Here is a 19,079-nt window from a genome sequence, read left to right on the forward strand (position 1 = left end):
ACTGGGGGAGAGGCGAAAGGGACCGGCCCCAGCGGATGGCTGGGGCCGGCGAATGTACACCTGCCGAACGTGCCCGGTCGTCAGACCGGGAGCGCGGGCAGGTACAGGGGCCGCTTGCGGGCTCGGGTCGCCTGCTCGAAGGAGTAGGCGAGACCCAGGAGCTCCTCGTCGCGGTTCCTGCGACCCATGAACGAGACGCCCAGCGGCAGCCGGGCGTCGGCGTAACCCGCCGGTACCGTGATGCTCGGATACCCGCCCACCGACGCCGGAGCGCCGGAGAACACCCAGGCGTGGCCGCGCTCGGTGATCTTCGGAGCCCGGCCGTTGGACGGAGCCATGATCGCGTGGAGGCCGTGGCGCCCGAAGAGGGCGTCAACGCCTCCGCGGGTCTCCTCGGTGATCCGTTGGCGTTCCTCCAGGTACTCCCGCGGTGAGCGGGCCAGGTCCGAATCCTGCGCTCGTTCGAACCTGGTGAACCCGAGTTCGGACCTCCGCTCGGCCGGATGGCTGAACGCGATCAGCTCGTCGAGATTCCGAGGGTGCTCGCCCCCGACCGAGCTCAGGTAGGCGTTGATGCCCCTCTTGAACTCGTAGGGAAGCACCCCGGACGGGTCGGGTGCGGGCACGTCCACCTCGACGATGGTCACGCCCAGTTCCTCCAGCCTCGCCGCGGCTTCCGCGAGAACACGATCCACGTCGGGGTGGGTGCCGGCCGACCTCCTCCCGCGCCACACGCCGATCCTGGTCCCAGCCGGAAGGTCTGGTTCCAGACGGCAGGCGAAGCGGGGTGTCGCGATCACCGCGAAGACCGCGGCGGCGTCCGCCACGTTCCGGGTGATCGGCCCGGCGGTGTCCTGGTGCGGCGAGATCGGCACGATGCCGGCCCCGCTGACCCGTCCCAGGGACGGTCGGAAGCCGACCACGGCGCTCGTCGCGGAAGGCGCGATGATGGAGCCGAAGCTGTCGGTGCCGATGGCCAGCGGGGCCAGACTCGCCGCCGCCGCGACCGCGGAACCGCCCGAAGACCCGAAGGGTGTCCGATCCAGGACGTGGGGATTCCGGGTCTGACCGCCGACCGGGCTCCAGCCGTTGTGCGGGGCAGAGGTGCGGTAGGCGGCCCACTCCGACAAGTTCGTCTTGCCCAGAATGATCGCGCCGCTTTTGCGCAGTCGCCCCACCAACTCCGCGTCGCGGTACGGGTAAGCGTGACGCAGGGCCTCGGAACCCGCCGTCGTGGCCAGACCGAGAGTGTCGATGTTGTCCTTCACCAGGACGGGAATCCCGGCGAGCGGTCCGAGCGGAAAGCCCGAGGACCGCAGACGATCGATCTCGCGTGCCCGTGCCAGCGCGTACGGATTCACGCTGATGACCGCGTGCAGTACGGGGTTCAGCCGCTCGATGCGCTTCAGGCATCGGATGGTGAGCTCCTCCGCGGTCAGCAGACCGGCCGCCATCGCTCGAAGCAGATCGCGAATGGTCAACTCCTCAAAAAAGGCCGCTTCCATCGGCCCTCCTCCTGTCTGGTTTGCGTCCGCCGTACGGCGGGGCCGCTTTAGGCGACCACTGAGAACAGTCCAGAAAAGGAGCACCGCGTCAAAGAAGTCGCATCCGCTCTCTGAGCGCGCTGGTCGAAGAGGGGCTGTGGCCTGCGATCTCAGGTATCGGTCGGCCTTTATTAGCCCATGTGGATATGCCGACCGACGCTGGCGTAGTCCTTACCGGCCAGGCGGGCCTTTTTAACCGGTTAGTACGCAAAGACCCCCAAGCCGGGCGGCGTCAGGGCCGGGATCGGAACGGGGGCCTCGGCGGTGCGGCGGCAGCGGATGAGTAAAGAGCTACGTTGCTGGAGCAGGGTCCAACTGTCGTAGAGGTCAGGAGCAAGCACTTCACGCGTGGTCACGGGCGGATCGACCGCCTTGAGCATCGCCGATCCGAAGAGTTCGGCGGCGCCGCAGTTCCGCATGCTGCCATGGCTGGAATTCACACCGAATAGGTGGGTGTCGGCATGGTCAGAGCGCCCGCTCGAAATCGCCAAAGCCTTCAGAAAGCGGGATTCCACAGCCTGGATCGCCCGTCGCCGGCGCCCAGGCCAGACCGGGCTGCAGGTCAGGTGGACCTTCGGGCTGCATCGCTCCGGCTCTGGACGTGCGCGGCGAGGGCGAGCATGGCGCGGGCGAGCTCGCCGGCGGCATCAGAGTCGAGTCGCTGGTGCACGCCCGCCAAGTGGAGCAGTCCGGAGGCGGCGGTCACGGTGGCGCCTCCGGCGCGTACGCCGGGGACCCCGTCGACGTCACCGACCGGGGGCAGGTGAAGCGCGGTCCGGAGCCGGTCGGTCTCGGCGGCGAAGCGGTCAGCGCGGTCGGCCGCCTGGTCGGCCCGGGTGGTGGCCTGGTCGGCGCGGCGCACTTCCCGGTCAGCGCGCTGCTCGGCGTTGTCCGCGCGGGTTCGGAGCTCCTCGGCTCGCGTGGACGCCGCAGTGGCCTGGGACAGTGCGGCCTCGTGAGCGGCCTCCACGTCGATGAGCCGGCGGCGGATGTCGGCCAGCGCGGACTTGGTCTGCTGCAGCGTCTCCGCGTCGGCGGTGGCGCGCTGCTCGGCCTGCTCGGCGCGGCGCTGCTGGGCGTCGCGTTCGTCGGTGGCGGTCTGCAGCGCCGCACTGAGCCGGGAGATCTGCTGTTCGGCGGCCCGCAACTCCTCGGCGGCGCCTCTGAGGGCTTCTTCGGCGTCGGCCTGGGCGTGCCGGGCCTGTTCGGTGTCGCGGGTGGCGGCCGCGGCCTGCTCCTCGGCGCGGCCGCGGGCCAGGTCGTGCTCGGCGACCCGCTGGTCGGCCAGCCGCTGCGCTTCGGTGGCGCGCTCGTCGGCGTCGTCGGCGCGGGTCAGCGCGATATGCGCGCGCTGCTCGGCTGCGGCGACATCGCGGGCGGCCTGGGCCTCGACCTCGGCGATGCGTTGATCGGCGTGCTGGGTGGCCTGGCGGATGCGGCGGCCGGCGTCGGCCTCCACGGCGGCGTTGCGATCGGTGAGCGCGTCGATCTGGTTCTCCAGTTCCTCGCGCTCGCCGAGTTCGTCCAGCAGCGCCTGATGGCGGGCGGCGTGTTCGATCAGCAACCGGCCCACGTCGGCCAGGGCGGGCGCCGTCCGGGCCGCCACCTGGTCGTGCGAGCGCAGCACCGAGGCGGCGTCGCTGCGGCTCGCGCTACGGCGGGCGTTGTTGTGCCGGCTGCGGCACTTCTTGGGGGCGGGGCAGTACTCCAGTCGGCGGCCGCCGCGGCGCAGCGGCGCCGGAAGCGGGTCGTCGCAGTGCAGGCACCTCCCGTAGGGGGCCGTTGAATCGCCGCCGGCGTCCCCGTCGGCGCTCGGGTCCTCGGCGGTGCCGGCGCCCCCGACTTGCGCGGTCGCAGCGTGGCCCTCGACCTCGTCGATGTCGCGTAGCGCGGCGTCCGTCTCGGAGTCGCCGGTCGCGGGCCCGTCCTCATGCTCAGCGTCCTGGTCGATCACGACCCGACTCTAGCATTCATTCGCATCAAGCAATCGTTTCCGGAAACGTTTCGTATGATGCGATGAGGAGAGCACTTAACTGGCGTTAAGTGCTCTCGGCCACCAAGATCACATCTAGAGCCTTCGTGGGGAGACGGCCCTCCGCTCCCGAACGCGTCTCAGCCGCCGGGTAGCTGATTGAGAGGTCTCGGTTGCGGTTGGTGATCGGTTGCAAGTCGGCTTTACGGGGGGCGACCAGCATCGGAACGAAAAGTCGCGGTAGGCGGTCGCCTGGATTGACGCTGGCGCGACTTTTCGTTCTGATGCGTCCGGGGCCCGGCGTTTCGAGGTTGATGTGGCAGTCGAACGGACGTCCTGCTGAGGGCGCCGGGTGGTCTGCCTTTGGGGGCTGATCGTTCTGTGTGCCCTGGTAAGGGGGCCTTGGATGCGGCGTGGCGGTGGTCTGAGGGCTTTCAGTCCAGCAGGGTGCGCAGCGCCAGGTCGCCGATCTGCCGCAGCTCGTCGTGGCTTCGGCCGGCTGCCGCCTGGACGGCGATGCCGTCGGAGATGGTGTGGACGAGTGCGGCCAGGGCGGCTGGTTCGTAGTGGGAGGGCAGATCGGTGGCCTGCTCCAGCCGCCTGCGCAGCGCTGCCTCACCGGCTTTGCGCACCGCGATGGCGTCCTGGCGTGCGGTGTGCGCGTCGGGTCCGCGAGCGTGCACGCTGTTGACGCACAGGCAGCCGTGGGGGGTGTTCTGGCCCGCGGTCAGGTCCACGGCTCCGTGGATCAGCCGTTCGATGACCTCGCGGCCGGTGGGCGCGTCCAGCGCGTCGGCGGTGTAGGCGCCGGGGCCGTCGAGGTAGCGGGCCAGGACCTTGGCGAACAGTTCTTCCTTGTTGCCGAAGGCGGCGTAGAGGCTGGGCTTGTTGATGCCCATCGCGGTGGTCAGGTCGGTCAGTGAGGTGCCCTCGTAGCCGTGCCGCCAGAACACCTCCAGGGCGCGGTCGAGCGCGGTGTCTGCGTCGAACGAGCGTGGGCGTCCGCCGGGCATGCCACCCTCCGTGCTGTCCTCCGAGTTTTATACCTACCGGTACGTTACCCCTTGCGCCAGAACACCGCGCCGCTCTAGTTTCATACCGCAAGGTACATAACTAAGGGGTGACGCATGATCCGAGTCGGAGTTGTCGGGGCCAGCGGGTGGGCGGACGGCTCGCACCTCCCCGCGCTCGCCGCACTTGAGGAGTTCGAGGTGACCGCGGTCGCGACCACCCATCAGGCCAGTGCGGACCGGGTGGCCGCCGCCCACGGCGTGCGGCACGCTCTCGCCGACGCGGGCGAGCTCGTGGCGCACCCCGAGGTGGACCTGGTCGTCGTCTCGGTGAAGGCCTCCGGGCATGCCGCCGTGATCAGGGCCGCGCTCAAGGCCGGCAAGCACGTCGTGTCCGAGTGGCCGCTGGGCGCCGATGCCGACGAGGCGAGCGAGCTGACCGAAGCCGCCACCGCCGCGGGCGTCGTCCACGCGGTCGTCCTCCAGGGGCACCACTCGCCGAGCGCCCGCTTCGCCGCAGACCTGCTGGCCGAAGGCCGGATCGGCACGCTCGAATCGGTCGCGCTGGTGGCCGAGGGCGCGCCCTGGGGCGGCAGTCGCATCTGGCCGAACCTGGTGTTCGGCCTCGACCCCGCAGAGGGATCCAACATCCTCACCATCATGGCCGGCCACTTCCTGGCCGCGCTCGAACGGGTCGCGGGCCCGCTGGCCGAGGTCTCGGCGCGGCTGCCCCGCACGCACGACCGCGTGCTGGTCGACGGGACGCAGCGCACCGTGCCCAACGCCACACCCAGCCACGTGCTGCTGCATGGACTGCTGACCGGCGGCGCCACCGCATCCGTCGCCGTGCACGGCGGCAACGGACCCATACAGGACGCGTTCCTGCTCAAGCTCGTCGGCAGCGACGCGACACTGACCGCCACCCCGGCCCAGCGCGGGACGTTCATCCACTGGGGCGACTGGGACATCAGAATCGGAGACGACGCGCTGGCCGTGCCCGACGCCTACCGCACCGTCCCCGAAGGCGTCCGCTCCGGTCCGCTGGCCAACATCGCGGCCCTCTACCAGGAAGTCGCCCAGGCCATCGCCGGAGACCGCCAGCCGCACCCCAGCTTCGAGACCGCCCTGCGCCACCACCGGCTCCTCACCGCCATCGAACGGTCCGCAGCCGATGGAACCACCCAGGAAATCTCGTAACCCACCCGGCCCTGGCGACGGCGGCTGGGCGCTGATGCCCGACCACGCCGTGTTCTCCGTACAGGGGTCCGGTGGAAGCCTCCTGCTTGTTCAGTGGCCGGTGTTTCATAGGTGGTCGCCTATGAAACACCGTTCTCGGCGAGGCCCGTCCTGGCCGAATCCTGTTTCATGGGTTGTTTCAAAAGAATGGTTGTGTGAAACACCCACATGAAACACTCTCGGGGTGAACGAGGACGACTTCATCCGCGTGGAGGCCCACGACTGCCCCATGTCGACCTGCGCCGCCCCGGCCGGATCGCCGTGCCGCACCGGCAAGGGCAAGGTGGCCGTGCAGTACCACACCGCCCGGTTCCGGCTCGTGCCCTCCTTGGCCAAGGCGCTCAACGTCCCGACGCCGGCCGTCCGTAAGCCGGGCTCGGTGTGGGTCGAACTGCCCCGCCCGGCGTCGGCCGGCACCGAACCGGCCGGGCACGCGCGGATCGGCTATGCCCGGGCTTCCACGGCCCGCCAGTCCCTGGACACCCAGCTCGATTCGCTCCAGAAGGCGGGCGTCGCCCGGATCTTCGCCGAGAAGATCTCCACTCGGGCCGCCACCCGGCCCGAACTCGATAAGGCGGTCGCTTTGGCCCGGGAGATGCGGGCATCGGGAGTCGCGGTCACGCTCGTGGTCCATGAGCACAAGCGCCTGGGTCGCGGCATCGAGTTGGCCGCGCTGGCCGAGCAGCTGAAAGCCTCGGGCATCGGGCTGGAGTTCCTCGCCGGCGAACTGCAGGGCTCGCACGACCCGTCGGGGATCGTGTTCACCGTGTTGGCCGCCCTGTCGGGGATGGAACGCGAGTACATCCGAGACCGGACCCTGGAAGGCCACGAGTCCGCCCGCACCCGTGGCAAGCGCATCGGCGGCGCCGCCGTCACCGACCAGGCGATGCTCTCCCACGCCCTTCACCTGCGTGAGCAGGGGATGAGCCTGCGGGCTATCGCCGGGCACCTGGTCATCACCCAGGGCAAGAAGAAGGGGCGGCACCCGTCGGCGGCCACCGTCATGCGGATGCTCCGCGAGCACGACACCGACGGCCAGGACGACGGGCAGAAGGACGGGCGGGACGAGCTGGACGCCGTGCTCGCCGCGCTGCCGGCCGACACCCCGTCCCGCGCCCTCGGTCACGCAGTACGACCAGCTGATGCGTCTACCTCGACTCGCTGAGCCGGTCGGCGAGCCCCCGGACGGCGGGTGGTCAGCGTAACCGCCCGGCATCGGGGCGGCACAGGACGACCCAGCGGTTGCCGGCCGGTTGGACTTCTATGTCGCTGGCAGTGATCTCGCTGCGGGGCCCGCCGATCAGGTGGCCGACGTGTTCCACGGCTTCCCAAGAAGGAAGAGGGGCCCAGGTGGGAGTGCACTCGGTGGGCGCCCCCTGCCGGGAGAGCCGGATCCGGTAAGCGACGTCCTCGCCGAACTCGCCGATGAGTTCCTGCCGGAACTGCGCCAGAGCCGGGTCGGTGTCAACGGGCCATCGGGGTTTCCTCTTCCACCACGGCATGGATCGATGGTGCCATCTGCCACCGATGCGGGTCAGTCGTCTTCATCGTCGGTGTCGGGGTCGCGGAGCTCGCGAGCGCCCGAGGGGCCGAGGTCGGGGGCGGTGAAGGAGTAGGTGCCGATCACGTTGGTGTGCTTGCGGCCGAAGGGCGACAGGCGGGCGACGTCTTCGTCCAGCAGCGGGTAGCCGTCGGCGCGTAGCTGCTCCAGGGCCTTGTCCATGTAGAAGGTGTTCCACAGCGTGATGCAGTTCAGGACCAGGCCGAGCGCGCCGAGCTGGTCTTCCATGCCCTTGTAGTAGCGCTGGTAGATCTCGCCCTTGCGGCCGTGGAAGACCTTCCCGGCCAGGGCGTGCCGGGATTCCTGCAGGTTGCGGACGCCTTTGATGTCGCGGCGGCAGGGCTCCTCGACGGCGTAGGTGAGGATGTGCAGGGTCTTGAAGATCCGGCCGTAGTGCGCGATCGCCTCGCCGAGCTGGGTGGGGTTGCCGTCGCGCTGGAGCATCTTCATCACGTCGTGCGCGCGGACTTTCCCGGTGTAGATCGACACGACCACGCGCAGGATGTCGTCCCAGTGCCGCTTGATCTTGTTCAGGTCGATCTTTCCTCGGGCGAAGCGGGACAGCGGCCCGTAGTCGGCGTCCTGGATCCGCCAGCCCTTCTGGTCGGGCAGGTCGGCCAGCGCCGGCCGGTACTGCATCCCCAGCAGATGGACCAGGCCGAAGACAACGTCGGAGTAAGAGCCAGTATCGGTCACGATGACCTCGGGACGGCGGCCGCCGTCCCGGCGGAACAGCACGTCGATCATGTGCAGGGAATCGCGGACAGTGCCGGTGACGACCTTCGCCCCCAGCCCGACACCCTGGTCATTGGTCATGTTGAGCCAGGTCAGGCCGCGTCTGTTCCCGAAGTACTTGCGGTTGGGGCGGGTGTAGATCGAGGGGACCGGCACCACGAACCGCATCCCGTCGATCGCCGCGGCCAGCCCCCCGCCGAGGTGCCGGGCGAAGCCGATCCCTGCCTGGGCGTCGATGAGCGGGGCGTTGGCCGCCGAGAACGTCTCGGCCGACAGGTAGTTCTGCGCCACGTGCGACAGCCGGGCGCGCTCCAGCGCGGCCGTGCCGGGCTTGATCACCGGCGCGTACCCGATGTTGAGCGCCTGGGAGGTCAGGCACGCCGCGACCGAGACATCGAAGTCGGCCAGCTTGCTGACCCCGCCGGCCACCGAGGTGAACGCGGCCTGAAACCCCTTCACCCGGCCGATGGTCTCCAGCAGCAGCTCGGGCAGGTCCACCCGCGGCAGCATCCCGGCCACCCGCTTGCGCAGATCGGTCAGCGACGCCGGATCGGGCAGCGCGACCAGCTTGGCCACGTGCAGACGGCCCTGGTCATCGACGCTCAGACCGCTCTCACCGCCCACCCGCCGGGCCACATCACCCAGCGCCATGTGCAGCACCATCGCGTTCTCGGCCAGCAACGTCGCCGGGTCGGCGGGCAGCCGCAGATCGGTCAGCACCCTGCCCTTGGCCGCGGCGTAGGCGTCCCCGGCCAGCAGCTCGGCGCGCGGGTCGCGCCAGCGCGCCGACGCCTGGGAGTAGATGTCGCGGCGCTTGAGGTGGCGGTGGAACTGGGTCAGCACGCACATGGTGTAGGCGTTCTTGTCCACGGTGCTGCCATGCGCGCCGGGCCGGTGCACCAGCCGCTTCCACGACCCGGTCACCAGGCCGGCGTCGATGTCGGCCTCGGTGGCCTTCTTCTTGCGGCCGTCCAGCAGCCGCGGCAACGCCTTGGTCGCCGTCAGCACCCGGGCCGCCTCGGCGGTCGCACCGAACTCGATCACCTCGGTGAGGTCTTCAAGAACCCCGACACCGTGGCGATCCGCTCGGCCAGCAGCGCCCGCATCGGCCCGTCGTCGTCGGCCTCGGGCGGCGGCACCATCCCGGTCACCGCCGCCACCGCGCTCCGCATCTCACGGCGCGGCACCACCGCGTCGATCGACTCCCACACCTGCTCCAGGCTGATCTCCTCGCCGTACTCGGTGACCTCCAGCAGCATCTCCACCGCCGCCGCCAGCGTCGCCGAATGCCGCGCCAGCTTCGGGTGCTGGCGGGCGCGTTCCTTGTCGGTCGCGGTCTCGGCCTTGCCGATCAGCTCGGTCGTCATCAGCAGATCCAGCAGGTCCAGGCAGTCATCGACCGACTTGCCCTCCAGGTAGATGACCGTGGCCAGCAGCGTCGCCAACTGCCGCGGCGGACCGTGCCGCCGAAGCGTGGTCGCGGTCGCGCTCATCCCATAGCGGGCCAGGTCCACCAGCCGCCGCTGCGGAACGTCCGCCGGCAGATCCACCGCGCCCAGCCCCGCGCCCAGGATCTCCTGCGCCCGCTTCAGCGCCTTCTCCAGGTTCCTGCCCGACGGCACCGACGGACCCTTGCGCCACCGCTCCAAATCCGAGGTCCGCGCTCCCTCGGGCATCTCCAGCAGCAACTCCAGCACCGCCCGCTGCCGCGGCGACAGCACCGCGTACAAGCTCTGGTGCAGCCGCTCGACCGCCTGCTCACGCACCCGCGCCACCAGCCGCGCCAGCGTCGTCACCCCCGGCAGCAGCACCTTCTCACCGCGCAGCCAGGTCACCCCCTCGGCGAAGACGCTCTTGACGCCGTCCCCGGTGTTCCACGCCCGCGCATCCGCCCACGCCACGAACTCGTCCTCGGCCTCGGCGAAGCTCCGCAGCCCGTAAGCCTTGCGGATGTCGTCCTGATGGTCGAACACCGTCTGCTGCCGCTCGGCATAGGACTTCACCACCGACGCATCAGCGATCCCGAGCTGAGCCGCCAGGTAGTCCACCACCTCGATCGGGACGTCCAGCGGATCGGGCAGAAACCGGCCCACGAACCGGGCCGTGGTCACCTGCAGCGCGAACCCCAGACGGTTGTCCTCGCCCCGCCGCTTGGCGATCAGCTTGCGGTCGGCGTCGTCCAGGAAGAACAGCTTTTCCAGCTCCGCCCGCGACGGCGGCCCGGTGAACCGGCCGTAGGCAGCGGCTTCCTCATCGCTCAAGAACTCAACTGGCATAGCCCCAGAAAGTAGGACCCACCCACCACTCGAACCCCACCAAAGATCAGACCGTTACCCCACCCCGCCGCCAACCACCCCGATATCCAGTACAAACGCCCAGGTCGCACGCATCGGAACGAGTTTCCGCGCTAGCCCGACCCGACGGGTCGCCTTAGCGCGGATTTTCGTTCCGATGCTCGTCAACCCCCTTTACCACGCGGTAGCGCATCACTGGGCGTTCGAGGGTTTTCCAGGCTTTGGGGGGCCGATCGAGCGAATGGATCCATGGTGCATCGGGAGTGGGGCCGGAGGAGTTGATCGCCGCGTGGACGCTGCTGGACGGCGACTGGGAGCTGGTGGGGGACAAAGACGGCGGCCCCGGCGATGTACGCCGCGCGCTGGGCACCGCTCGGCGGGTCCTGGTCGTCCTCGTTGTAGCGCTCGCCCTCCTAGTTGGTGTGGGCGCCGGGCGAGGGCGGTGTCCCACCGGGCGGTGCGGGCGGCGAGTTCGCGGGCGGCGGCGCCCTCGCTCCCGCTGCGACGGCGATCCGGGTTCGCGGCCGGGCTGGTAGGCGGTGCGGGCGGCCTCACGCTGCTCAAGCGGCTGCGCTCGGGCTCCAAGAAGAACGAGGTAGCGCAGCAGCTGCACCGTACGGATCCCACGGTCGCCCTCGCGGAAGGCAGCGTAGGTGGCGGAGACGATGAACACCCCCGTGCCGACCGGTGGGTGTCTGTACCGCGCCGAGCAGCTTCGCCGCCTCGACCCCGACCCGGACGTGTCCGAGCTTGACGAGGACGACGACGCGTGTGGTCGGGACTGATCGTGACCGACATGATCGTGACGAGGTGATGTCAAGCCATAAGGGCGGGCTTGAGGACGTCCTGGCACCACTGCCGGAACCCGGTCTCGGCGGCGAAACTCCCCTCGCGCGCTTCGGCGTCGTAGATACCGTCGTTCTGCGCATGGACCATGTCTGCCATGTCCTTGGCCAGCGCAGGGCTTGCGCCGCGCTCCACCATCATGGACTGGAAGTCGGCGAGGGCGACCTGGCGGTAGTCCACCGTGCTCCCCAGGGTCTTGGAGACGATCTCGGCCATGGCCGCCGGGGTCAGAGCGTCGGGGCTGACTAGGGGGACGCGGGCCCGGCCGCTCCAGGAGGCGTCGAGGAGAAGGACGGCGGCGGCCTTCGCGACGTCCTGGGTGGCGACGGTCAGCAGTGGTCGGTCCGCGTCGTTCGCCATGGCGATCGTTCCCTGCTTGATCGCGGGGGCCTGGCGCAGCAGGTTCTCCATGAAGAACGGCAGGGCCAGGGCCCGGTAGGCGACGCCGCCGGACTCGATCATGGCGTCCATCTCCAACGCGGCCGTCAGCAACCCGGCCTCACCCGCGTATCCCTTTCCCAGGGACGTGACGCCGACCATCAGCACATCCCGCCTCGCGGCCTCGTGGGCGGCGTGCCGAGTGAACTCGAGGTAGTAGTGCCTGGCGTCGCCGGCATCGTGGAAGTTGGCCGGGGGCACGAGCCAGAACATCCGGTCGGCGCCGTCGAGCGCCTTGGCGATGGTGTCGGCGTCGCCGTGGGAGCCCTGCACGACCTCGGCTCCGGCGCGCACGTGCTCCGGCAGCCGCGCGGGATCGCGGACGATGACACGGACCGCCTCCCCAGCGGCCAGGAGCCGGTCGATCAGCTGTCGGCCGATGTCTCCGGTCGGTGTGGTGACGACGATCACGACATGCCTCCATACAGGGCGATTAGGGCGAAACGGGTGAGACGCCGTATGTCGAGTCAACCGGACGCGATGCGTAAGGCGAAGGATCAATCTCCGCCAGATTGATACCCTGGAGGTATGAGTGATCTGGAGGTGCGGCAGCTGCGTTACTTCGTGGCGGTCGCGGAGGAACTGCACTTCGGGCGCGCCGCCGACCGGCTGGGCATGGCGCAGCCCCCGCTCTCGCGCGCGATCCGCGACCTGGAGCGGCAACTCGCGGTGCGGCTGTTCGAACGGACCACTCGGCAGGTGAACCTGACCGCAGCTGGAGAAGTTCTCCTGCGCGATGCCCGGACCGCCCTGGAAGCGGTCACAGCCGCCACTCGCCGGGTCCGGGAGTCAGGGCGCACCTCGCCGCGACTGCGGATCGCCTTGAAGGCCGACATCGACGGCGGCCTGCTGCCGCAGATCCTGGACGCCTACAACGCCGGCGGCGCCTCCTTGGCGCCGGAACTGATCCTCGGCGGGTTCGGTGAGCAGCCGCAGGCTCTGCGCGACGGCCGCGCCGATGTGGGACTCGTCCTGCATCCCTTCGACGACCGCGGCCTGGACAGTGAACCGCTCCTGTCCGAACCGGTCCTGGTCGCCCTCGCGGCCGCCGACCCGCTGGCCGCTCGGACCGCCCTCTGCCTGGACGACCTGGCGGGCCGCGAAACTCTGGGAGGGACACCGGCCAACCTCGCGCGGCCCGTCGAACACCGCTCTCGCCACGACACGCTGCGGCCGGCCTCGAATCTGTCGGAGATCTTCAGTCTCGTCGAGACCGGCAGCATCGTCTTCTTCGCCCCCGCCTCGGTGGCCCAGCGTTACCCCCGCCCCGAAATCGCCTACCGCCCGGTCACCGACATTCCCGACTCCACCCTGGCTGTCGCCTGGCCGCAGGACGCCCACTCCCCAGCCGTAGCTGCCTTCGTGCGCGCAGCCTGCGCGGTCGCAGCTGCCCAGGACGCCCAGGCAGAGCAGCCCGCGCCGACCGCAACACGCGACCGGCGTCGCGCGTGATGCTGATCTGTCAGGCTCCGGGCGGCCCAACGGAACCTGCCAAGCGCCCGCATCGCAGTGGCCCTTTCCGGGTGCCCTGAGAGACGTTCACGTACGGGCGTGGTCGACCCGCCCGGCCCAGTCGATCCGGTGGTCGAAAATCCAATCGAGGGATCCGATCCCGCCCTTGGCTGCCCTCCGCAAAAGTAGGGGTGAGGAGCCCTACGACGAGTCGGGCGAGGCCGTTCGTCTCCGCCCCACGATGCCCGGGTACCGGGCCTTCGGTGCGTCCGGGTCGATGATCTGCCGGGTCCGCAAATGGATGCCGTCGGCGCCGATCATGACGTCCGCGTCGAGCCGATGTCTTCGCCCAGGTGATGAAGACGAGGGTGACCGTGCCGACTGGGAGCGGTGGACCCGTTCGGCGCGGTTGAGTGCCGACGGGTCAGGCCTTCCCCGCTGACGACGGGCCGGTGTGGCCGCCGTAGGTGGCGATCTTGTATTCGGTCGCCGCCAGCGACAGGGTCAGCTCCTTGAGCTGCCGGCGGATCGTGTCGCGGTGTTCGAGCAGTAGGTCAAGGCGCTCGGGGACGGTGCCCTCGCCCTCGTCGGCCAGCCTCATGTAGTGCTGAAGGTCGCGCATGGCCATCCCGGACAGGCGCATACGAGTCAGGAACACCAGTCGCCGTACCGCCTGCGCGTCGTAGCTGCGGTGGCCGCTGGCGTCGCGGGCCACCTCGACCAGCCCGATCCGCTCGTAGTAGCGCAGCGTGTGCGGCGACAGGTCGAGCAGGTCGGCGACCTCGGTGATGGTCATGGGGTCGGTGGCGGCGCTGACGTCAACGAGGCGGTGGATCACCTCGACCGACACCGGGCCGTCGACCTCGTCGAGGGCGGCGAGCGCCCTCGACATCAGATCGTAGGTGGCCATGGCGACATTCTAGATCGGCCGGGCGGACGCGGGGGCGCCGGGGAAGTCGGCGGCACGCGCGGTAGGGGCCCAGCGTTCGAGCTCCTCCAGGTTCTGCCGGTAGGACCTTGCGATGCGCTCGACCGCCTCACGCCCGAGCGGAAGGCGCAGCGGCAGCTCGTCACCGGCGACCAGGCCCACGATGATCTCCGCGGCCCGTACCGGATCGCCCTCCTGGATCCCGTCGGCGCTGGCCATGTCGTTGCGGACGGCCCCCAGCAGCCCGGTGTAGACGGCGCTGGCGTCGGCGACCCCGAGCACGTCGGGCGCGTTGAACGAGGTGCGGAACCGGCTCGGCTCAACGATCATCACCCGGACCCCGAACGGCGCGACCTCGCCGGCCAGCGCCTCCGACCAGCCCTCCAGCGCGAACTTGCCGGCCGAGTACGCGCCGACACCGGGGAAGGAGATGCGCCCGCCCTGGCTGCTCATCTGCACGATCGTGCCCGACCCCTGCTCGCGAAAGTGCGGCAGGACGGCCCGCACGAGCGCCGCCGGACCCAGCAGGTGAAGTTCCAAAGACGCGCGAAGTTCCTCCTCGCCGACCTCCTCGGCCGCGCCGACGACCCCGCGGCCGGCGTTGTTCACCAGCACGTCCACCCGACCGAACCGCTCGACCGCCGACCCTACGACGTCCCCGGCGCGCCCGGTGTCACGCACGTCGAACTCGGCGACCAGCACCTGGTCGCGGTGGGCGTCGGCGAGGTCGGCCACCGACCCGGGCCGCCGCACGGCCAGCACCACGTTGTCGCCCCGCCCGAGGGCGCACTCGGCGATGGCACGGCCGAAGCCCGCCGACGCGCCGGTGATGATCCATGTCCGCTGAGTCCCTGGTTGAGATGTCATGCCGGCGACGCTAGGAGTTCGAGCGCGCTCGAACGCAAGCGCGGCCTCGGTTCGCTGAGGATCCTTCGGTCCGCCGCGAACCCTGGATCTCCAGTCCCCGCCCGGGTCCGTGCTGCCAGCCAAACGGGGGAGACCTGGCGGCTGGGGACATGTTCGGGAGCGGAGGGTCGTTAAGGTCCGGCTGGCCCCTGGATTGTGGAGGTGCTTAGGACGAGTCGTCCAGCACCTGTAGTAGCCGGGCTGTCGGGATCACCGTCGGCGGGACCATCTCACTGTCGGCTTGCGCCAGGTCGTCGATGTTGGGGTTCCCGCCGCCCGGGGCCATGCCCAGGCCATCGCGATGAAGAAGGACCTTCTGGAGGTAGAGCGTCATCAGGAACACCAGCGACGCCTCCGTGGCGAACGCGACGAAACCGCCCACGTTGCCCCAGGTGACGGTGTGCCGGGTGAGGACGTTCAGCGGCGGCGGTCATCTTCGGAACCGGTGTCACCTCGGACGCGCCCGGCTCGGCGCACGTCACGTTGCTGTTCGGTCGCGTGGCCGATCTGTCCGGACGGCACCGGATGCTGCTCGCGGGCATGGCGCTCCCGGCCGCGGGGTCGCTGGTCGGTGGGCTGGCAACCACACCGGCGATGCTGCTCACCGGACGCGTCCTGCAGGGCCTGGCCACGGCGATCGCCACACCGGCCGCCCTGTCGCTGCTCAGGCCGGACCGGGCGGAGGCGATGATCCGGAAAAGATCTTCCTTGTCTCGCCTGCAGCAGCGCTCGACCCAGCCGACGATCTCTTCGCGGAACAGCAGTAGCGCGAGCGGCACCCCGCCCGGTCCCAAGATCACCAGCAGGATGCGAAGTTCCGTCATCACAGTCCTCCGGTTCTTCTTTGCGTGGCCGTCCGACTCGACGGCTTCCACGGAGGACCCTTCGCATGGCAACGGAGGACCGTTCGCATGGCGTCTGCGGGAGCACCCCAAAGGCCCCGAGCAGTCATGAACTCGACGCAACGACTGCCACTGTGGCGGCCGAGCCGATCGGAGGAGCTATGTCGCGGCGGCGATACCTATCGACGATGCCGCGCAAGCCCAGCCAGCGGCGCGAGGTGTGGGATTCTCGCCACACCACACCAACACCCCGAGGGGGAGCCCGCCGATGCCTGATGCCGGACTGATCGCTGCGGGCCGGTCGGTACCCGCGGTCGCTGTGCCGCCGCTGCTTCACGACGCGCTCAACGCGCTGGACGCCGACCTGGGGGAGCGGTGCGTGGGGTGGGCCGATTCCCCGCAACCGGGCGGCCGCATCCGAAAGCAACGGGTCTACCGGCGGCGGCTGCACATGCTGGCGGAGGTGTTGGACCCGGCCACTCTGCCAGTGGTGGTCGGGTGGCTGTCGTCAGCCAGGCGGACCTCGGTGGCCACCCGGCGCGGCTACTGTGACGACCTGCTGACGGTCTGGGCGCCGCTGGCCCGCGAGCTCGGCCACGACCGCTTCTTTGTCGGCTGCCTGAGCACCGCTCACCTGCAGATGTGGCGGGCCCGGGTCACCAGCCGCGCCGCGCACCCGCTCACGCCGCGCAGCATCGCCCGCTACGTCAAGACGCTGTCCAGCCTGCACGCCTACGCCGCCGGGGTGCTGGACCCGCCGCCCCCCAACCCGGTCAGCGAGGACGTCCGCCCGGTCATCGACGAGGAGGACCCCTCCACCGCGACCCCGATCCTGGAGGAGGACGAGGTCGCCGCGGTGTTCGCCGCCGCCCGGTCCACCGCATGGGCCGCCGCGCCCTCTGAAGCCTCGCCTGATGCGCCCGAGCCGCACCCCGGCTCGGACCGCGCGCAGTTGCGGGACCTGGCGCTGGTCACACTGTTGTACGTGGTGGCCGGCCGGGTCAGCGAGATCTGCGCGGCCGATGTGGAGGACCTGCAGACTTCCGGCGATCGCACCTTCCTGCGGGTGCGGCGGAAGGGGCACCAGGTCCGGGACCTGGAGATCCCGCCGGCGCTGGCCGGGCTGCTGCGCGCCTACTTGGGCGGCCGCACGATGGGCCCGCTGCTGCTCGACGCCGCCGGGCGGCGCCTGGACCGGCACGACGCCGTCCGCATCAGCACCCGGCTGGGGCGCGCCGCCGCCGTGCTGGGCGCCGACGACCTCACCCCGCACGTGTGGCGCGCCTCCCGGATCACTCACCTGCTCGACGCGCTGGAGCAGGCCGGCGGTGAGGAACGCGTCATGGCCGGCCTGCACCACGTCATGATCTACGCCAACCACAAGGACCCCAAGACCACCCTGCGCTACTGGATCCGCCGCTCCAAAGCCAAAAAGAACGCCGAACTCGCCAGCACCGGCGACCGACTCCTGGCCGACCTGCTGCCCCACTGGCTCCACCCCGACCTCCCGGAGCAGACCATCCACTGATCAGCCGACCACGAAGCCCCTCACCTGGCTCGCAGTGCTCGTCGGCCCGCGCTGACCGCCACGAGGTGGTCCATCCACGCCACTATCCCTCCGGCGCGCGGGGCCGACTCCACGATGGCTCAGGTCTCAGGGCGTTGAACGAATCATCCCCGCGTGCACGGGGCCGACCTATCGTCGGGCCAACGCTGTTCCGTGTCCGACGAGCCATCCCCGCGTGCGCGGGCCACGTTCGGGAGCAGTCCGCCCAAATGAGCAGGGCCCGGCTGGCGCCGGGCCCTTGGTTGGAGCACTCGTTGAGTGTGAGCTGAGCCGGCACTGTGTGCCGACGGTGTTGTTCAGGGCCGCGGTGCTGTTCCGCGTGCGAGCAGCCCTGCGGCGGCCGGCGCCATGAAGGCGACGGTGGCCACCACTGAGGCCAGGGAAGCGAGGCCGCCGATGATCAGGCTCGAACGCGGCCCGAAGATCTCGGCCAGCCAGCCGATCAGGGGATAGCCGATCAGGGCGCTCCCGGTGATCACCAGCAGGTACAGACCCATCACCCTGCCGCGCATCTCCTCCGGAGCGCTCAGCTGCGTGAGCGAGTAGGCCGTTGTGGTGAACGTCATCAACGCCATGCCCGTCGGCAGCTGCATGGCCACGAAAGCCCAATAGCCCGGCATCAGTCCGGTCGCGGTTACCAGCACCCCGAAGACTGCCGCTGCGGCCAGCATGCCCCGCATACTCGGCTGCCTCCGGCGGGCGGAGAGCAGCGAGCCGACCAGCCCGCCGACGGCCATCATCGCCGAGACGAGGCCGAATGACGAGGCTCCGGTGTGGAAGACCTCTCGGCTCATCAGGGCATCGGTCACCGCGAAGTTCATGCCGAACGCGGAGACGAACAGCATGATGGTCATCAGCATGACCAGGTCGCGGCGCTCCCGGACGTAGCGCAGGCCCTCGCGCAACTGGCCCTTTGCCCGTGGCACCGGATCCTTGACGTACAGCTCGTCCTCACGCATGAGGTAGAGCCCGAGTTCCATGGCGCCGAACGACGCGGCGTTGATGAGGAAAACCGGACCAGTGCCGACGGCGGCGATCAGTACGCCGGCGACGGCCGGGCCGAGAATCATCGTTGTGTTGAACAGCGCGTTGTTCAGGCCGATGGCGTTGGACACGTCACGGGGTCCCACCACCTCGAAGGTGAACGCCATCCGGGCCGGGCTGTCCACCGTTACGGCCAGGCCGAGGCCGAACGCCAGAGCGTACACATTCCACACGCTGACGGAACCGGCAACAGTGAGCAGGCCGAGCACCAGCGCGAGCGTGCCCATCACCGCCTGGCTGACCATGAGGACGCGCCGCTTGGGGTACCGGTCGGCCAGGACACTGCCATACAAGCTGAACAGCAGCGCCGGCAGTATCTGCAGGCCGGCCGTGATGCCGACTGCGGTGCCACTGCCGTGCGTCAGGTCCAGCACCAGCCAGTCCTGGGCAGTCATCTGCATCCAAGCGCCGATACTGGAGATGCCCTGACCTGGCATGAGCAACCGGTAGTTGCGGTGGTTGCGCAGCGAGCGGAACAGGTTGAGGTCCTGCTGAGCCGCTTGAGGATCGCTGCCTGGCGGGCCCCCTCTTGCGGAGTCGGCTCCACCCGTGCCCGAAACGTCGGACATTGTCGTTCCTTTCGTTTGTGTGGTCTTGCCGTGGCGCCTTTGAACGCCACGGCAAGGACCGTCCGGCCAGCGGACGGCAAAGCAAGATGAACCGCCCGGGGCGGTGGAGACTCAAAATGCGGCGGTGACCTGCTG

Annotated in this window: 16 protein-coding genes; 5 read left to right on the forward strand and 11 right to left on the reverse strand. The window is 69.8% G+C overall.

Annotated features, from left to right (window positions below):
* Positions 1 to 80 precede the first annotated feature (80 nt).
* The 4 genes from BJ999_RS21465 to BJ999_RS21480 form a co-directional block, all read right to left on the reverse strand.
* Positions 81 to 1,454: an amidase family protein gene (locus BJ999_RS21465; RefSeq protein ID WP_218935164.1), complete on the reverse strand. Its 1,374-nt coding sequence runs from the start codon at positions 1,452 to 1,454 to the stop codon at positions 81 to 83.
* 290 nt (positions 1,455 to 1,744) lie between these two features.
* Complete coding sequence (locus BJ999_RS21470) at positions 1,745 to 2,059, reverse strand: hypothetical protein (RefSeq protein ID WP_179834959.1); 315 nt, start codon at positions 2,057 to 2,059, stop codon at positions 1,745 to 1,747.
* A 47-nt stretch (positions 2,060 to 2,106) separates the two neighbouring features.
* Entirely contained in the window at positions 2,107 to 3,498 is a 1,392-nt protein-coding gene (locus tag BJ999_RS21475) for a coiled-coil domain-containing protein (RefSeq protein WP_179834960.1), read from the reverse strand.
* Positions 3,499 to 3,950: 452 nt separating this feature from the next.
* Positions 3,951 to 4,529 (reverse strand): TetR/AcrR family transcriptional regulator, encoded by a 579-nt coding sequence (locus BJ999_RS21480; protein ID WP_179834961.1) that lies wholly within the window; start codon positions 4,527 to 4,529, stop codon positions 3,951 to 3,953.
* Positions 4,530 to 4,643: 114 nt separating this feature from the next.
* On the opposite strand from BJ999_RS21480, the gene BJ999_RS21485 reads away from it, so the two are divergent.
* Both BJ999_RS21485 and BJ999_RS21490 read left to right on the forward strand, forming a co-directional pair.
* Positions 4,644 to 5,723: a Gfo/Idh/MocA family protein gene (locus BJ999_RS21485; RefSeq protein WP_179834962.1), complete on the forward strand. Its 1,080-nt coding sequence runs from the start codon at positions 4,644 to 4,646 to the stop codon at positions 5,721 to 5,723.
* 223 nt (positions 5,724 to 5,946) lie between these two features.
* A complete protein-coding gene (locus BJ999_RS21490) occupies positions 5,947 to 6,927 on the forward strand; it encodes a recombinase family protein (protein WP_229810626.1) in 981 nt (326 codons plus the stop codon).
* A 369-nt stretch (positions 6,928 to 7,296) separates the two neighbouring features.
* Here BJ999_RS21490 and BJ999_RS41365 read toward each other — a convergent pair whose 3' ends face one another.
* The 3 genes from BJ999_RS41365 to BJ999_RS21500 form a co-directional block, all read right to left on the reverse strand.
* Positions 7,297 to 9,102 carry a Tn3 family transposase gene (locus tag BJ999_RS41365; RefSeq protein WP_229810627.1) on the reverse strand — a complete coding sequence of 602 codons (1,806 nt, stop codon included), beginning with the start codon at positions 9,100 to 9,102 and terminating at the stop codon, positions 7,297 to 7,299.
* Positions 9,099 to 10,319, reverse strand: coding sequence for a DUF4158 domain-containing protein (locus BJ999_RS41370; RefSeq protein ID WP_218935165.1), 1,221 nt, complete (start codon positions 10,317 to 10,319; stop codon positions 9,099 to 9,101). Before BJ999_RS41370 ends, BJ999_RS41365 begins: the two co-directional genes overlap by 4 nt.
* Before the next feature lie 849 nt (positions 10,320 to 11,168).
* Positions 11,169 to 12,047, reverse strand: a complete 879-nt coding sequence (locus tag BJ999_RS21500; RefSeq protein ID WP_179834963.1) for an NmrA family NAD(P)-binding protein — start codon at positions 12,045 to 12,047, stop codon at positions 11,169 to 11,171.
* Positions 12,048 to 12,164: 117 nt separating this feature from the next.
* Here BJ999_RS21500 and BJ999_RS21505 point away from each other — a divergent pair, with 117 nt between their 5' ends.
* Positions 12,165 to 13,088, forward strand: coding sequence for a LysR family transcriptional regulator (locus BJ999_RS21505; RefSeq protein ID WP_179834964.1), 924 nt, complete (start codon positions 12,165 to 12,167; stop codon positions 13,086 to 13,088).
* 424 nt (positions 13,089 to 13,512) lie between these two features.
* On the opposite strand, the gene BJ999_RS21510 is transcribed toward BJ999_RS21505, so the two are convergent.
* From BJ999_RS21510 to BJ999_RS21520, 3 genes are all read right to left on the reverse strand, one after another.
* Positions 13,513 to 13,998, reverse strand: coding sequence for a MerR family transcriptional regulator (locus BJ999_RS21510; RefSeq protein WP_179834965.1), 486 nt, complete (start codon positions 13,996 to 13,998; stop codon positions 13,513 to 13,515).
* A 9-nt stretch (positions 13,999 to 14,007) separates the two neighbouring features.
* Positions 14,008 to 14,883 carry an SDR family NAD(P)-dependent oxidoreductase gene (locus BJ999_RS21515; protein WP_179834966.1) on the reverse strand — a complete coding sequence of 292 codons (876 nt, stop codon included), beginning with the start codon at positions 14,881 to 14,883 and terminating at the stop codon, positions 14,008 to 14,010.
* A 205-nt stretch (positions 14,884 to 15,088) separates the two neighbouring features.
* The gene (locus tag BJ999_RS21520) at positions 15,089 to 15,304 is read right to left on the reverse strand and encodes a hypothetical protein (RefSeq protein ID WP_179834967.1); all 216 of its coding nucleotides are present in this window, start codon (positions 15,302 to 15,304) and stop codon (positions 15,089 to 15,091) included.
* 50 nt (positions 15,305 to 15,354) lie between these two features.
* Between BJ999_RS21520 and BJ999_RS21525 the strand changes: the two genes are divergently transcribed.
* Positions 15,355 to 15,876: an MFS transporter gene (locus BJ999_RS21525; RefSeq protein ID WP_338070799.1), complete on the forward strand. Its 522-nt coding sequence runs from the start codon at positions 15,355 to 15,357 to the stop codon at positions 15,874 to 15,876.
* A 156-nt stretch (positions 15,877 to 16,032) separates the two neighbouring features.
* A complete protein-coding gene (locus BJ999_RS21530; protein ID WP_179834969.1) occupies positions 16,033 to 17,292 on the forward strand; it encodes a tyrosine-type recombinase/integrase in 1,260 nt (419 codons plus the stop codon).
* A 335-nt stretch (positions 17,293 to 17,627) separates the two neighbouring features.
* Here BJ999_RS21530 and BJ999_RS21535 read toward each other — a convergent pair whose 3' ends face one another.
* Complete coding sequence (locus BJ999_RS21535; protein WP_229810628.1) at positions 17,628 to 18,944, reverse strand: MFS transporter; 1,317 nt, start codon at positions 18,942 to 18,944, stop codon at positions 17,628 to 17,630.
* Positions 18,945 to 19,079 lie beyond the last annotated feature (135 nt).

This window comes from Actinomadura citrea (assembly GCF_013409045.1).
Classification (GTDB): Bacteria; Actinomycetota; Actinomycetes; order Streptosporangiales; family Streptosporangiaceae; genus Spirillospora; species Spirillospora citrea.

Excerpts from the sequence above, each read along its gene's own strand:
- BJ999_RS21465 (WP_218935164.1), bottom strand. The coding sequence starts at position 1,454 with ATGGCGGCCGGTCTGCTGACCGCGGAGGAGCTCACCATCCGATGCCTG.
- BJ999_RS21480 (WP_179834961.1), bottom strand. The coding sequence starts at position 4,529 with ATGCCCGGCGGACGCCCACGCTCGTTCGACGCAGACACCGCGCTCGAC.
- BJ999_RS21485 (WP_179834962.1), top strand. The coding sequence starts at position 4,644 with ATGATCCGAGTCGGAGTTGTCGGGGCCAGCGGGTGGGCGGACGGCTCG.
- BJ999_RS21505 (WP_179834964.1), top strand. The coding sequence starts at position 12,165 with ATGAGTGATCTGGAGGTGCGGCAGCTGCGTTACTTCGTGGCGGTCGCG.
- BJ999_RS21510 (WP_179834965.1), bottom strand. The coding sequence starts at position 13,998 with ATGGCCACCTACGATCTGATGTCGAGGGCGCTCGCCGCCCTCGACGAG.
- BJ999_RS21515 (WP_179834966.1), bottom strand. The coding sequence starts at position 14,883 with ATGACATCTCAACCAGGGACTCAGCGGACATGGATCATCACCGGCGCG.
- BJ999_RS21530 (WP_179834969.1), top strand. The coding sequence starts at position 16,033 with ATGCCTGATGCCGGACTGATCGCTGCGGGCCGGTCGGTACCCGCGGTC.
- BJ999_RS21535 (WP_229810628.1), bottom strand. The coding sequence starts at position 18,944 with ATGTCCGACGTTTCGGGCACGGGTGGAGCCGACTCCGCAAGAGGGGGC.